The 13,858-nt window shown below is 59.5% G+C and carries 8 protein-coding genes; 7 read left to right on the plus strand and 1 reads right to left on the minus strand.

Features of this window, described 5'->3' with window-relative positions; genetic code table 11:
- The first annotated feature begins 62 nt into the window (after positions 1-62).
- Positions 63-683, plus strand: coding sequence for a response regulator (locus ACZ9IM_RS24220; protein ID WP_427624408.1), 621 nt, complete (start codon positions 63-65; stop codon positions 681-683).
- The gene (locus tag ACZ9IM_RS24225; RefSeq protein WP_476225136.1) at positions 684-3,926 is read left to right on the plus strand and encodes a transporter substrate-binding domain-containing protein; all 3,243 of its coding nucleotides are present in this window, start codon (positions 684-686) and stop codon (positions 3,924-3,926) included. It abuts the gene before it with no gap.
- Positions 3,927-3,931: 5 nt separating this feature from the next.
- Here the strand turns inward: ACZ9IM_RS24225 and ACZ9IM_RS24230 are convergent, their stop codons facing one another.
- On the minus strand, positions 3,932-4,840 hold the full coding sequence (locus tag ACZ9IM_RS24230) for a LysR substrate-binding domain-containing protein (protein WP_476225138.1): 909 nt from the start codon (positions 4,838-4,840) through the stop codon (positions 3,932-3,934).
- A gap of 104 nt (positions 4,841-4,944) precedes the next feature.
- Between ACZ9IM_RS24230 and ACZ9IM_RS24235 the strand changes: the two genes are divergently transcribed.
- The 5 genes from ACZ9IM_RS24235 (at position 4,945) to ACZ9IM_RS24255 (ending at position 13,858) form a co-directional block, all read left to right on the plus strand.
- The gene (locus ACZ9IM_RS24235; protein WP_427624414.1) at positions 4,945-5,811 is read left to right on the plus strand and encodes a pirin family protein; all 867 of its coding nucleotides are present in this window, start codon (positions 4,945-4,947) and stop codon (positions 5,809-5,811) included.
- Between the two features lie 127 nt (positions 5,812-5,938).
- On the plus strand, positions 5,939-6,565 hold the full coding sequence (ycaC, locus tag ACZ9IM_RS24240; RefSeq protein ID WP_052963111.1) for an isochorismate family cysteine hydrolase YcaC: 627 nt from the start codon (positions 5,939-5,941) through the stop codon (positions 6,563-6,565).
- A gap of 193 nt (positions 6,566-6,758) precedes the next feature.
- Positions 6,759-8,204 carry a mechanosensitive ion channel domain-containing protein gene (locus ACZ9IM_RS24245; protein ID WP_476225142.1) on the plus strand — a complete coding sequence of 482 codons (1,446 nt, stop codon included), beginning with the start codon at positions 6,759-6,761 and terminating at the stop codon, positions 8,202-8,204.
- A 244-nt stretch (positions 8,205-8,448) separates the two neighbouring features.
- Positions 8,449-8,889 (plus strand): carboxymuconolactone decarboxylase family protein, encoded by a 441-nt coding sequence (locus ACZ9IM_RS24250; protein WP_123497921.1) that lies wholly within the window; start codon positions 8,449-8,451, stop codon positions 8,887-8,889.
- Positions 8,890-9,208: 319 nt separating this feature from the next.
- Positions 9,209-13,858 (plus strand): RHS repeat-associated core domain-containing protein, encoded by a 4,650-nt coding sequence (locus ACZ9IM_RS24255; protein ID WP_476225144.1) that lies wholly within the window; start codon positions 9,209-9,211, stop codon positions 13,856-13,858.

Below are 13,858 nucleotides of genomic sequence, written 5' to 3' on the forward strand. Positions count from 1 at the left end.
GGTTCGTCGTTATCCGGCGTGCATTGGTGCGCAATCGTCAGATCTTTGCACAGGGAATTACCATGAAGTCAGTGCTGATTGTGGACGATCATCCGGTGGTACGTGCCGCAGTCAAAATCGTATTGGAGAAGGAGGGCTTCAAACGGATTTATGAGGCGTCCAGCGGTAGCGAGGCGTTGTCGATGCTCCGAGAGCATTCACCCACGCTGGTGCTGCTGGATCTGGTCATGCCCGAGGGCGATGGGCTGGATGTGCTGGACCGGATCAGGGCCAGTGACTGGTCATGTCTGGTACTGGTTTTCACGTCCCTGGATCCGCTGTTTTTTCAAGAGCGTTGCATGCGCGCCGGGGCCATGGCGTATGTCGCCAAGACCAACGACCTGAGTCAATTGCACAAAGCCGTGCATGCGGTCATGACCGGTTACACCTATTTTGCGCGGCTGCCTTCGGGATCGCAGGACGCCCTGCAACGCAGCGAAAAACAGATGATCGACAAACTCTCCAACCGCGAACTGACCATCCTGCAATACCTGGCCCGGGGCACGAGCAACAAGGCCATCGCTGAGCTTATGCACCTGAGTCACAAGACCGTCAGCACCTACAAGACCCGCTTGATCGAAAAGCTTGGCGTGAACGCGGCGGTGCACCTGCGGGACTTCGCCAAGCGCAATCATCTGATCTGAATGAAACCGACCGTGCGCATCGTCCTGTTGGCCTTGATGTTGAGCCTTGTGCCGCACGTTTCAGCGGCACTGGCTGACGAGCCGCAGCGGTTGCATCTGCTGGGGCGCTCCACCGTGGAGGGCTTTGAGGTCAAGCTGGATGAAAAGGACTGGCAATGGCTACGCGATAAACGAGCCCTTCGCCTGGGTGTAACGGGGGCGGATTACCCGCCGTTCGAAGTGACGCGTCACCGCGATGAACTGGAGGGCATCACGGCCGATTACGCCGAGCTGCTGGGGCAACTGCTGCATGTCAAAATCGATGTGCTGCGTTATGCCACTCGTGAGGCCGCCATGGACGCCCTCAAACGACATGAGCTGGATCTGCTCGGAACCTCGAACAACTTCGAAGCCGCCGACCCTGCGCTAACCCGGTCCCGAGCCTATGCCGAAGATCAGCCCATGCTGGTCACCCGACTGAACGAGCGAGTGCCCGTCGACCTTGCCGGCAAACGCATCGCCATGGTCGAAGACTATTTGCAGGCGCAGACCGTTGAAGATTTTTATCCCGATGCAAGTTTGCAACTCTATCCCTCGGCACTCGATGCGCTCGGAGCGGTAGCGTTCGGGCCAGACGATGTGTACCTCGGCGACTTCATCAGCGCCAATTATCTGATCAACAATAACTACCTCAACAATGTTCATCTGGCGGGGCCTTCCGGTCTGGATGCCAATCCATTCGGCTTTGCTTTGGCGAAGGACAATCCGCGTCTCAAAAGCATCATCGACAAGGCTCTGGCGGCGATTCCGATGGAACAACGCGTGGTCATCGAAGTGCGCTGGAGTGCCGGCAGGGCTAATGCGGCGGGTCAGGAACAGGTGCGTTTGAGCCCCAGTGAACAACGCTGGCTGGACCGGCATCCGACGGTCACTGTCGGTGCGATCGACAACTTTGCCCCGCTGACGTTCTACGATGCCCAAGGCCGGTTCAACGGGTTGACGGCGCAGTTGCTGACGCTGATCAGCCAGCGCAGCGGTTTGACCTTTGAGGTGCAACGCGGCCACTCACTGGACCGGCAGATTGAGCAACTCCAGGGCGGCGAAATCGACCTGTTGCCTGTGGTCACTCCCAGTACCGAGCGTGAAGACGCATTGCTGTTTACCCGCACCTACCTCAGCAATCCATTTGTGCTGGTCAGTGCAACGACGACGGGCAGCCCAAGGACGCTGGACGATCTGGCCGGTAAACGCCTGGCGATTTATCGTGGTCATCCGTTGTTCGGATTCCTGCAGGCCCGGGCGCCGCAGGTGCGCCTGGTCGAAGTGCAAAGCCCGGCCGAGGGCATGGAACGGGTGATCAAGGGGCAGGCTGATGCGACGCTCAGTTCATTGATCGTCGCCCGTTACCTGATCGCTCGGCACTACCCGGATCGTCTGCGCGTCAGCAGCACCGTCGGCGACCAACCCGCCCGTATCGCCCTGGCCACGCACCGCGGCGCGCTGGAGTTGCATTCGATTCTGAACAAGGCGTTGCTGAGCATTTCGCCTCAGGAAATGGACGATCTGGTGGCCCGCTGGAGCAATGATGTGGTGCTGGATGACAGCTATTGGCTACGCCATCGTCAAGGCATTCTTCAGGCGTTTGCCGTGGCTGGCGCCCTGTTGTTGCTCGCCCTGGGCTGGATCGCCTGGCAGCGCCGGCAAATCCGTCAGCGCCAACACTGGTTACGGCAATTGCAGGAGGCCAAGAACGAGGCGGACGATGCCAACCGCGCCAAAACCACTTTTCTGGCCACCATGAGTCATGAGATCCGCACACCGATGAACGCCCTGATCGGCATGCTCGAACTGGCCCTCAAACGTGCGGACGAGGGCGTCACCGATCGCTTTGCCATTGAGGTGGCGTCCGGTGCCGCACAACAATTATTGGCGCTGATCGGTGACATTCTGGACATCGCCCGTATTGAGTCCGGGCATTTATCCCTGACACCTGAACGCGCCAATCTTCGGGAGTTGGTGGAGTCGGTGTGCCGGGTTTTCGAAGGCCTTGCACGGCAGAATGAACTGGCGTGGCGAATCGATCTGGATGAGCACAGTGATTGCGATGTGTTGATCGACCCCACCCGTTTCAAGCAGGTGCTGTCCAATCTGCTGAGCAACGCCATCAAGTTCACCCGTGAAGGCGAGGTGAGCCTGACGCTGCGGGTGACGCCCGTGACGCCGGAGCATCTGGCGGTCAGTGTGCGCATTGAAGACACCGGCATTGGCATCAGTGACGTCGATCGGCAACGGTTGTTCAGCCCGTTCGCCCAAGCCAGCAATAACCAGCAGTCAGCTCGCGGCGGCTCCGGGTTGGGCCTGGTAATCAGCCGTACCCTGTGCGAAATGATGGGCGGCCAGTTGCAACTCGACAGCGTCCTTGGGCAAGGCACACAGGTCGACATCACCCTTGAGCTGATCGCACTGCAACCGTTGCCTTCCATTGCGGCAGTGGATAGCGGGGGGCAGGTGCCGACGCGACCACTGACGATTCTGGTGGTCGACGATCACCCGGCTAATCGTTTGTTGCTTTCATGGCAACTGAGCCACCTGGGGCATCGTGTTCTGGAGGCTGAAGAGGGCGCCCGGGGGCTGGAGCTGTGGCGCGAACATGAGTTCGATCTGGTGGTTACCGACTGCAATATGCCCAGGCTCAGTGGTTATGAACTGGCGGGTGCAATACGCGACGAAGAGCGCGTCCAGGGATTACCGTCGACGCTGATTCTGGGCTTTACCGCCAATGCGCAGCGTGAGGAAAAAGTCCGCTGCCTGGAGGCGGGTATGGACGATTGCCTGTTCAAACCCATCCTGCTGGCGGATTTGAGCGCATGGCTGGCGTCCAGGTTTGCAAACGAAGCACCCGAGACGCTCGAAGAGCAACCCGCGTCCGAGATGGACCTGAGCGGCTTGGAGCAATATGTCGGTGCGGACCGCACACTGCTCGATCGGCTGGTGCGCGAACTGGCGGTGACCAACCGGGTTGATCGGGATGATCTGCTCGAGGCGCACGCCAGAGGCAATCGCCATGACCTGCAAGCCCTGGCGCACCGCATCAAGGGCGGTGCGCGCATGGTCCGTGCGGTGCGTTTGATCGAGCATTGCGAGCAACTGGAGCGTGTCATCAATGAAGGGAACACGGTGCTGCTCAATGAAGCCGTCGATCGGTTGCAGCACGCTATGTCATTGCTGGACAAGCATTTGAGCGCAGATTCGAGCCAGGTCTGAAGCTTTTAAGCAATATCGCTATGGCTAAATTCCTCGCCCAGAAAGTCGATCAAGGTCCGCACCGACGGCAGCAATCCGCGTCGTGACGGGAAGATCGCATGCACGATCCCGCACTTGGGTGTCCAGCCCGGCACCAGTTCCACCAGTTGGCCGGCGGCAATCTCATCGCGCACCACCACACTCGGCAGGTGGGCGATGCCGATGCCGGCGAGCACCGCATGACGCAAGGCCAGCAAGTCGTCGGTGACCATCCGCGGGGTATGACGAATCAGCGCGCTGGCGCCATCGGCACCGAACAATTCCCACTGATATTCCCGCTGCGCGCCACCCCAATGCACGCTCGGCAGACCGCTGAGATCAGCCGGCGTAGCCGGTGACGACAAGCGCTGCACAAATGCCGGACTCCCCACCAGGCATTGGGTGCTGTTGCCCAGCACCTTCATCACCATGTCAGTGTTTTCCAGCGGTGGAAAGCGCACGCGCAACGCGATATCGAACCCTTCGTGGATCAGGTCGACCCGGCGGTTGGTGCTTTCGATGAACAACTCCACCAGCGGGTATTTGAGCATGTAGCGGGTCAGCATCGGCCCGACCCAGGAATTCAGCAGTGCTGTCGGGCAACTGATGCGCACCAGGCCTTGGGGTTCGGAGCGATTGCGTTCGATCAGTTCGGCGGCGCTTTCGGCTTCCACCCGCATGGCCAGGCAACGCTGGTAATACGCCTGGCCGATTTCGGTCAACGAGCAATGCCGGCTGCTGCGGTGCAGCAAGCGCACACCGAGGCGTTCTTCGAGCTCGGCAATGCGTCGGCTGAGCTTGGATTTGGGCATGTCCAGCGCGCGTCCGGCCGGGGCGAAACCGCGGTGCTCCACCACTTGGGTGAAGTAGTAGAGGGTGTTGAGGTCTTCCACCATCGTTCTCCAAATAGAACGCTAAGGCTGATTTTTGCAGTCTAGCGCACCAAAGGCGCCGGTTTTAAGCTTTGTCCATCGCGTCACAAACAGATTTGGAGGAAAAGATGAAAAACATCATCGGTATCTACACCAGCCCACGACCTCACTGGGTCGGCGACGGTTTTCCGGTTCGCACGCTGTTTTCCTACGACAACCTGGGCAAACACATCAGCCCGTTTCTGCTGCTGGATCACGCTGGCCCTGCCGAATTCACCCCGACCACCGAGCGTCGTGGCGTTGGTCAGCATCCGCACCGCGGTTTCGAAACCGTGACTATCGTCTACAAGGGCGAAGTGGAACACCGCGACTCCACCGGCAGCGGCGGCAAAATCGGCCCCGGCGATGTGCAATGGATGACCGCAGCGTCGGGGATTCTCCATGAAGAGTTCCACTCCGAAGCTTTCGCCAAGAGCGGCGGCACCCTGGAAATGGTGCAGCTGTGGGTCAATCTGCCGGCCAGGGACAAGATGGCCGAGCCCGGTTACCAGACGATTCTCGACGCTGACATTCCGAGCATCCCACTGAAGAACAACACTGGCAGCCTGCGCTTGATCGCCGGTGAGTTCGAAGGCCACAGCGGCCCGGCGCGGACCTTTACGCCAATCGACGTATGGGACGTTCGCTTGAACGCCGGCAAGTTGCTGACCCTGGATCTGCACCAAGGGCGCAACACCGCACTGGTGGTGCTGCGCGGCACGGTTCAGGTCAATGGTGTGGAACTGGTTCGGGAAGGGCAGTTGGCGTTGTTCGAGCGCGATGGCAATCAGCTCAGTCTGCAAGCCAATAACGACGCCGTGGTGTTGCTGCTAAGCGGTGAGCCGATTGACGAGCCCATTGTTGGCCACGGCCCGTTCGTGATGAACACCGAGCAGGAAATTCACCAGGCCTTTGCCGACTTCCAGTCGGGACGCTTTGGCCGGATGAGTGATTGAAATCATTGTTGTTGCGCTGTGGCGTGCCGGGTTTGGCTGACTACGCTTGCCTGGCCACGTTTAAACGAAAAATCAGAGTTCACTTCCGCCGGCCCGTTCGGCATCGATAAAAAGCGAGGATTACCCCATGACTACTTCCTACAAACGTCTCGACAAGGATAACGCCGCCGTTCTGCTGGTCGATCATCAGGCAGGTTTGCTTTCTCTGGTGCGCGACATCGATCCGGACCGTTTCAAGAACAACGTGCTGGCCCTGGCCGACCTGGCCAAGTACTTCAAGCTGCCAACGATTCTGACCACCAGTTTCGAAACCGGCCCCAACGGCCCGCTGGTGCCGGAACTCAAGGCACTGTTCCCGGACGCGCCGTACATCGCTCGCCCAGGCCAGATCAATGCCTGGGACAACGAAGACTTCGTCAAGGCGATCAAGGCCACTGGCAAGAAACAACTGATCATCGCCGGTGTGGTGACCGAAGTCTGCGTGGCGTTCCCGGCGCTGTCGGCACTGGCCGAAGGTTTTGAGGTGTTCGTGGTGACCGATGCTTCCGGCACGTTCAACGAACTGACCCGTCAATCGGCGTGGGATCGCATGTCTTCGTCCGGTGCCCAACTGATGACCTGGTTCGGCCTGGCCTGTGAACTGCATCGCGACTGGCGCAACGACGTGGAAGGTCTGGCGACTTTGTTCTCCAACCACATTCCGGACTACCGCAATCTGATGACAAGCTACAACACCCTGACTAACGCCAAGTAAACACTGATCAACTGTGGGAGCGAGCCTGCTCGCGATAGCGGTCCGACAGTCACTGCAAATGTGTCTGTTCTACCGCCATCGCGAGCAGGCTCGCTCCCACAGTGTTTTGTGTTGTTCTCAGGCCATCAATTGCTCCTACACTGTGCCCAATCTGTGAGATCTTCGCGCCATTGGCCCTTACTGGAGTTGCTTGATGCTGTCACTGCTTACCGATCACCCGTTGCTCAGCGCGCTGATTCTGATCCTGATCGATCTGGGATTGTGGCGTTTGATCACGGCCAGCGGCAGCAACTGGAAACTGGTGGTGCGGCTGGTGATTTTCGCGCTGTTCAGCATGCTGCTGTTCAACGAAGGCTTGAACCCCATGGAGCCGGCGCCCTGGGCCGACAATGTGCCATTGCACCTGGCGGCGACCGGTTTGCAAATTGGCTGGTGGCTGTTCGGCGCGCGCACCCTGACGGTGTTGATCGGCGCGGTGATGATGCAACGGGTCGGGCACACCGGGCGTTTGTTGCAGGATCTGCTCGGCGCAGTGATTTTCCTGATCGCGATCATCGCCGCCCTGGCGTACGTTCTCGATCTGCCAGTCAAGGGCGTGCTGGCAACGTCCGGTGCGTTGGCGATCATTGTCGGCCTGGCCTTGCAAAGTACCCTCAGCGACGTGTTTTCCGGGATCGTCCTGAACACCACCAAACCCTATCAACTGGATGACTGGATCTCCATCGACGGCACCGAAGGCCGGGTCATCGACATTGACTGGCGCGCCACGCGCCTGCAAACCGCGCAAGGTAGCATGGCGGTGATTCCCAACTCGTTGGCGGCCAAGGCCAAGATCATCAACTTCAGCCGACCCAGTGACATTTTCGGGGTGTCGATCAGCTTGCAAGTAAGCCCCCATGCTCGTCCGCAAAAGGTGATCGATGCGCTGGAGCGGGCCATGCAGGGCTGTCGTCTTCTGTTGAACAAACCGGCGGCGAGCGTGGCGTTGAAAACCTCCTGCGGCACCGGCGCGGAATACGAAATCAGCGGTTTCGTGGTCTCCATGGATCAGAAGCGCGTGGTGCGCAATCAGCTGTTCGACTTGGCATTCCGGCACTTGCAGGCATCGGGTATCAACTTGCTGTCGAGCGCTGAGCCCAACTCGCCCGTGGCCCTGTCACGGCCACTGGCATTGCTGGAAAGCTCGAGCATTTTCTCGACCCTGCGCCAGGAAGAGAAGGAAGCCTTCAGCCAGAACATGACCCTGCAAACCTTCCGCGCCGGGGAAATGATCTTGTCGGCGGGGGAGGTCAGCGATCATTTGTTCATTATCGAATCAGGCGTGGTGTCGGTGGAACTGAGCCGTGGCGGGGTCAAGTTCGAGTCCGGACGCATGGGGCCGGGAGAGGTGATTGGCGAGGCCGGGATACTGTCTGACTCGTCAGTGCCGGCGGACATCAGCGCCAAGACTTTTTGCAGTTTGTACCGGATCGAGAAGGAATACCTCAAACCGTGCCTGGAGGCGCGGCATGACATCAGCGAAGCGATGAAGACTTTGCTCGATTTCCGTTTGCAAAAGGCCCAGACGTTTGCTCAGGAAACACCCAAGATGGTGGAGAAAAAAGGGTTTTTGCAGTGGTTGCGCAAGCGTAGCGGCTGATGTGTTGGTTGCCTGTTCGGGCCCCTTCGCGAGCAAGCCCGCTCCCACATTAGATCTTCAGTGAACACAGGTTTTGTGTCCGGCGAAGTCCAATGTGGGAGCGGGCTTGCTCGCGAAAGCGCCGGTACAGTCACTGAAAATCTTCTGGTCTATTGGCATCCTCAACTTCCCAATAATTGGCTATTTGTACAACCTCAGGTCGGCATTAACGTAGCGCCAACCCCACCTGTTATTGGAGCTCACCATGCAACCTCGTATCGATTTCTACACCGCTTCCCCAGACGGCCTGAAAGCCATGATGGCCCTGGAAGCCGCCGTCTCGAAGCTGCCGCTCGAAAAGTCGCTGATCGAACTGGTCAAGCTGCGCGCATCACAGATCAACGGCTGTGCCTTCTGCATCGACATGCACACCGCCGATGCCATCAAGGGTGGGGAAACGCCACGCCGGCTGTTTGCCGTGACGGCCTGGCGCGAGGCACCGTTCTTCACCGATCGTGAACGTGCCGCACTGGCCTGGACCGAATCCTTGACCCAACTGAGCCTGACCCACGCCCCGGACGAAGACTACGCACTGCTCAGCGCCGAGTTCAGCCCCAAGGAAATGGTCGACCTGACCGTGGCGATTTCCACCATTAACAGCTGGAATCGGCTGGCCGTGGGTTTTCGCAAAATGCCTCAGACGTAACGCCCTGGCTCTAATTTCAGTCAGTTAAGACGCAAAACCTGTGGGAGCGGGTGCGGCGATCCGACTTGCTCGCGAAAGCGGCATGTCAGGCGAAATCAATATTGATTGTGCTGCCGTCTTCGCGAGCAAGCCCGCTCCCACCAGGATTACGCGTTATTGAGTCGCTGTTAATCAGCGAATCCCCCTACAGCTATTTCCACCTTTCCCGACTTCTTTCCTGATCGATCCCCCGCAAAGTCCCCGCGCCTAATTTTCTGCGCGAGGGATTGCTCATGTTCGACTCCTTTTCTCCAGCAACTCCGTACTTTGCGGTGCATTGATGGAGCACGTTACCCGCATCGAGCAGGAACTCGACAGCTTCTCGCACACCCTCTCGCTCTATCGCGAACAGCTCAATCACTGGCTCAGCCAGACCGCCGACCAGGCCAGCCACGTGTCGGATCTGCCGTCACTGATGGGCATGGAACGGATCATCCGATTCGGAAGTTCCAGCACCGCTGTCAGCAGTGGTGACGACGACTTTATCTCCACCGTCGTCCAGTGCCCGAAAGGCGGGATTCTGGAAATCGAGAGCAAGTTCGAATCGGTTTACGACATTCCGTTGGGGAATATTCAGGTCGATGTGATCGCTATGGATGGGGAGAAGTCGACGCCGGTCACGCTCGATGAAAACGGCAAAGGGCAGTTCGAAGGCTTACCCGGCAAGTTCTACCGCGTTCATGTCCAGGGTGAAGTTGCACCCTCGAAAATCGATGAGCTTTTTGATTCCTACAAAGGCCTGACCACCGAGCTGGAGGGCTGGCTACGCAAGGAGTGGGAAGGGTTCAAACCACAATGGTCGCAGTCGACTTTTGCGGCCGCCGCTAACGGCATGCTGGCGGGCAGTTGGGCGGCGGTCATCGGTGTTTGGGACAGCCTCAGCCTGCTCTCGGACATTCTTCAGGATCCCCGCAAGTTCGCTGAACGGCTGGGCAGCGGCGCCGATGAATTGGCCAGGCTTGCGGAGACGGCGCCGGAGGTCATGGCCAAAGTCCAGCTACTGGCGAGTGACGAAGCGGCGCTCTGTTTACTGCTGCGTACCGCGAGTCTCTGGCTGGAAATGCTCCCACCCAGCGAGATCGCCGGCAACTCGGCGGAGGTGACCAGCCAAGTCATCGTTTCGGTGCTGATCGATATTCTGATTGCTTCAGCGCTGGCTTTCACGCGAGTCGGTATAACCGCCGCCAAGGCCTATCTCACACTTCGTGGGATTAAGTACGGGGCGTTGTTGGCTGGCCTTGCGATGCGTTTCGTCGAGGCCACTTTCAATATCCTCAACACCTTCATGAAGTACGTCGACCAGTACAAAGCAGTCGCCGCACGCGGTGTGGCAGCGGGTCTGAAAAAAGGTCGGATGCAACTGCGCTGGGATGCCAAACGCAACACCACGCTCAAGCAAAACGAACACCACGATGACGCGTCGAAACAGGCAACAAACCCCAATGGCGACAGCGCCACTTGCGTGCCGTCCACCTGCAAGAACGGTTGCCCGGTGTCGATGGTCACCGGCGAAGAGCTGCTGACCCTCACCGACGGTTCGCTGGACGGCATCCTGCCGTTCAACTTCACCCGGCTCTATCGAACCAGCGCCGCCGAGATCGACTGCGGGCTGGGTTTTGGCTGGAGTCATTCGCTGGCCCATCGGTTGGAAATCGACGGCGATCAGGTCATCTGGATCGACCACGAAAACCGCCGTACCCCGTTTCCATTCCCGAACCATGAACGCCCGGCGATCCACAACAGCCTCTCGCGCGCGGCGATTTATCTCGGCGCTGAACCCGAAGAACTGATCCTCGCCCAGACTGGCGACGACGCGCGTTTCTACCACTTCCACAACGGTCGGCTGACGGCGATCAGCGACGCCTACGACAACCGCCTGCGCATCACCCGCGACCGCCAGCAGCGCATCCAGCGCCTCGACAACGGTGCCGGCCGCGCTTTGCGGTTGCGCTATGACCGCGCTCATCTGATCGCCGTCGACTACCAGCGTTTCGTTCCGGCGCAGACCCTCGCCGAGGCCTGGTACACCGAACAAACGCTGGCCAGTTACCGCTACGACGAATGCGCGCAACTGATCGAAGCGAGCAACGCCGTCGGGGAAAGCGAGCGTTACGACTACGATGATCAGCACGTCATCCTGCAGCGGCAACTGGCCGGTGGGGCGAGTTTCTTCTGGGCGTGGGAAGGGTCCGGCAAAGCGGCACGCTGCATCCGGCACTGGGCGTCGTTTTCGCAGATGGATACGCGCTACGTCTGGGATGACCAGGGCAGCGTCACCGTCCAGAACATCGATGGCAGCGAAGAGGTTTACGTCCACGACGACCGTGCACGGCTGGTGCGCAAGGTCGAGCTGGACGGTGGCGAACACCTCAAGGCCTATGACGATCAGGGCCGCTTGGTGGCCGAGCAGGATCCGCTCGGCGCCTTCACTGAATACCGTTACGACGAAGTCGGACGGTTGGTGGCGCTGATTCCGCCGGAAGACGAGCCAACGGCCTACGAGTATCGCAACGGTTTCCTGCATGCGCGCTATCGCGGCCAAGCCGTGTGGAAATACCAGCGCAACGCCCAAGGCGACATCACGGAAGCGACCGATCCTGACGGTCAGGTCACCCACTATCACTACGACGAAAAAGGTCAGCTGCTGTCGATCCGCTACCCGGACACCAGTCGGCATGTGTTTGTCTGGAATGCCTTGGGCCAACTGGTCGAGGAAACGTTGCCGGACGGCGGTCAGCGGCGCTTTTCCTACGATGCGTTGGGGCGGCAGACGATCCGTCAGGACGAACACGGTGCCGTCACCCAGTACCAATGGGACGCCGTCGGCCGACTGATCCAGACGACTTTGCCTACCGGTGCCACTCGCGCCTTCAGCTACAACGCCTACGGCAAGATCACCGCCGAACGCGATGAACTGGGCCGCGTCACCCGCTACGAATACGCCGACGACCTGCACCTGGTCAGCCGCCGGATCAACCCCGATGGCACCCAGCTCCAGTACCGCTACGACAACGCGCAGCTGTTGCTGACGGAAATCGAAAACGAATCTGGCGAACAATATCGCCTGGACTACACGCCCAACGGCCTGATCCGACAGGAAACCGGCTTCGACGGCCGTCGCACCGCGTACGTCTACGACCTCAACGGTCATCTGCTTGAGAAAACCGAGTTCGGCGACGACGGCTCGCAGCTAATCACCGGCTATCAGCGGGACTCAGTTGGGCGTTTGCTGACCAAGACCCTGCCTGACGGTATCAAGGTCGAATACTGCTACGACTCGTTGGGTCGACTGACCAGCGTCGACGACGGCCACGACCATCCGCTGGAATTCGAGTACGACCAGCAGGACCGCCTGATCACCGAGCATCAGGGCTGGGGCACCTTGCGGTATGGCTACGACGCCTGTGGCCAGCTCAACCGCCTGCGCTTGCCGGACGGCAGCAAACTCGATTACCACCACGCCAAGGGCGGCGCGCTGACGTCCATCGACCTCAATGGTGCGCGGCTAACCAGTCACCAATTTACCCTCGACCGCGAACAAAACCGCCAGCAAGGCTTGCTGCTCAGCGAATACGCCTACGACGACCAGGGCCGTTTGAAGGCCCACGCCGTCAGCCAACAGCAAAAAAACCTCTACCGCCGCGACTATGCCTACAGCGCCAACGGCAATCTCGACCAGATCGCCGACACCCGCCACGGCCAGCGCAGCTACCAGTACGACCCCCTCAACCGCCTGACCCGCGTCCGCCACACCCGCGACGACCTACCGGAAAGCTTCGCCCACGACCCGGCCGGCAACCTGCTGATGCAGGACCGTCCCGGCGGCGCGAAAGTGCGGGGTTATCGCCTGCTCATGCAAGGCGACCGCCACTACGACTACGACGTCTTCGGCAACCTGATCAGCGAACGCCGTGGCACCGCACAAAAACTCGTCACCGAATACCGCTACGACTGCCAGCACCGACTGGTCGGCGTCACCACGCCGGACGGTCGCACCGCCAGCTACCGCTACGACGCCTTCGGCCGCCGCATCAAGAAAACCGTCGACGGCCATACCACCGAGTTTTTCTGGCAGGGTGACAACCTCGTCGCTGAAAGCAGCCGCGAGCACTACCGCAGCTACCTCTACGAACCGGGCAGCTTTCGCCCGTTAGCCATGCTCGACGGCAAAGGCCCGAAAAAGGCCTGCCCGTTCTACTACCAACTCGATCACCTCGGCACACCGCAGGAACTGACGGATTACGGTGGCGAGATTGTCTGGTCGGCGAAGTACAACGCCTACGGCAAAGTCACGCGTCTGGCGCTGGGCGGGGGCGAGCAGCTCGAGCAGCCGCTGCGCTTTCAGGGCCAGTACTTCGATACCGAGAGCGGCCTGCATTACAACCGGCATCGCTACTATGATCCGGACGTTGGGCGATACCTGACCCCGGACCCGATCAAGTTGGCGGGTGGGCTGAACCAGTACCAGTACACGCCGAATCCGACGGGGTGGGTTGATCCGTTGGGGTTGAGTACTTGCCCCGGCGGCGATGGTTGTGAAAAGCCGTCGGTGGAAGAGCAGGATCCGTCGGATACGGCGGTAGCTGACGGGGAGCCTCAATTGCCGGAGGTGTCTCGTGATACGCCTCAGATGGGATATCACGAAGAAACTTATGCGAATAAGCCAGTTAAACCCCAGGATGCCACCAATAGGTGGGAAGAGTTTTTAGGTGAGGGTCCCTATACAAACAATCACCCAAGGACGAATCTTCCTGATTCTGACAGATTGGTTTCAGCGGACGGTAAGAGAAGCATTCGATACGGGGCACATGAAATGGGTGGCAAGCCGAGTAAGCATCATTACCACGAGGAGAAGTGGATACTCCAGTTAAGGGAGAATGTTATGAACGTTGAAAATACCGTTGTCCGCGTCCCATTACTGAAGAAATAA

The organism is Pseudomonas sp. TE12508, from assembly GCF_056279485.1.

Excerpts from the sequence above, each read along its gene's own strand:
- ACZ9IM_RS24230 (WP_476225138.1), bottom strand. The coding sequence starts at position 4,840 with ATGGTGGAAGACCTCAACACCCTCTACTACTTCACCCAAGTGGTGGAG.
- ACZ9IM_RS24225 (WP_476225136.1), top strand. The coding sequence starts at position 684 with ATGAAACCGACCGTGCGCATCGTCCTGTTGGCCTTGATGTTGAGCCTT.
- ACZ9IM_RS24235 (WP_427624414.1), top strand. The coding sequence starts at position 4,945 with ATGAAAAACATCATCGGTATCTACACCAGCCCACGACCTCACTGGGTC.
- ACZ9IM_RS24220 (WP_427624408.1), top strand. The coding sequence starts at position 63 with ATGAAGTCAGTGCTGATTGTGGACGATCATCCGGTGGTACGTGCCGCA.
- ACZ9IM_RS24255 (WP_476225144.1), top strand. The coding sequence starts at position 9,209 with ATGGAGCACGTTACCCGCATCGAGCAGGAACTCGACAGCTTCTCGCAC.
- ACZ9IM_RS24245 (WP_476225142.1), top strand. The coding sequence starts at position 6,759 with ATGCTGTCACTGCTTACCGATCACCCGTTGCTCAGCGCGCTGATTCTG.
- ACZ9IM_RS24250 (WP_123497921.1), top strand. The coding sequence starts at position 8,449 with ATGCAACCTCGTATCGATTTCTACACCGCTTCCCCAGACGGCCTGAAA.
- ycaC (WP_052963111.1), top strand. The coding sequence starts at position 5,939 with ATGACTACTTCCTACAAACGTCTCGACAAGGATAACGCCGCCGTTCTG.